General features: G+C 56.7%; 1 rRNA gene (cut by a window edge). It reads left to right on the plus strand.

The window, feature by feature from the left end:
• The first annotated feature begins 57 nt into the window (after window positions 1–57).
• Window positions 58–1,339, plus strand: a 23S ribosomal RNA gene (locus tag ACFZDJ_RS54965) (it continues 1,926 nt past the right edge of the window).

A 1,339-nucleotide genomic window follows, 5' to 3' on the forward strand; every position in this document is an offset into this window, starting at 1 on the left:
GGGGTGATGGGTGGTTGGTCGTTGTTTGAGAACTGCACAGTGGACGCGAGCATCTGTGGCCAAGTTTTTAAGGGCGCACGGTGGATGCCTTGGCACCAGGAACCGATGAAGGACGTGGGAGGCCACGATAGTCCCCGGGGAGTCGTCAACCAGGCTTTGATCCGGGGGTTTCCGAATGGGGAAACCCGGCAGTCGTCATGGGCTGTCACCCTTGCCTGAACACATAGGGCAAGTGGAGGGAACGCGGGGAAGTGAAACATCTCAGTACCCGCAGGAAGAGAAAACAACCGTGATTCCGGGAGTAGTGGCGAGCGAAACTGGATGAGGCCAAACCATATGCGTGTGAGACCCGGCAGGGGTTGCGTATGTGGGGTTGTGGGATTTCTCTTTCACGGTCTGCCGGCCGTGAGACGAGTCAGAAACCGTTGATGTAGGCGAAGGACATGCGAAAGGTCCGGCGTAGAGGGTAAGACCCCCGTAGTCGAAACGTCAACGGCTCGTTTGAGAAACACCCAAGTAGCACGGGGCCCGAGAAATCCCGTGTGAATCTGGCGGGACCACCCGCTAAGCCTAAATATTCCCTGGTGACCGATAGCGGATAGTACCGTGAGGGAATGGTGAAAAGTACCGCGGGAGCGGAGTGAAATAGTACCTGAAACCGTGTGCCTACAAGCCGTGGGAGCGTCGCGCATTGAGTTTACTCAGTGCGTCGTGACTGCGTGCCTTTTGAAGAATGAGCCTGCGAGTTTGCGGTGTGTTGCGAGGTTAACCCGTGTGGGGAAGCCGTAGCGAAAGCGAGTCCGAATAGGGCGATTTAGTAGCGCGCTCAAGACCCGAAGCGGAGTGATCTAGCCATGGGCAGGTTGAAGCGGCTGTAAGAGGTCGTGGAGGACCGAACCCACCAGGGTTGAAAACCTGGGGGATGACCTGTGGTTAGGGGTGAAAGGCCAATCAAACTCCGTGATAGCTGGTTCTCCCCGAAATGCATTTAGGTGCAGCGTCGTGTGTTTCTTGCCGGAGGTAGAGCACTGGATAGGCGATGGGCCCTACCGGGTTACTGACCTTAGCCAAACTCCGAATGCCGGTAAGTGAGAGCGCGGCAGTGAGACTGTGGGGGATAAGCTCCATGGTCGAGAGGGAAACAGCCCAGAGCATCGACTAAGGCCCCTAAGCGTACGCTAAGTGGGAAAGGATGTGGAGTCGCAGAGACAACCAGGAGGTTGGCTTAGAAGCAGCCACCCTTGAAAGAGTGCGTAATAGCTCACTGGTCTAGTGATTCCGCGCCGACAATGTAGCGGGGCTCAAGCGTACCGCCGAAGTCGTGTCATTGCAGCATACG

The sequence above is a fragment of the Streptomyces sp. NPDC007896 genome, assembly GCF_042959425.1.
Classification (GTDB): domain Bacteria; phylum Actinomycetota; class Actinomycetes; order Streptomycetales; family Streptomycetaceae; genus Streptomyces.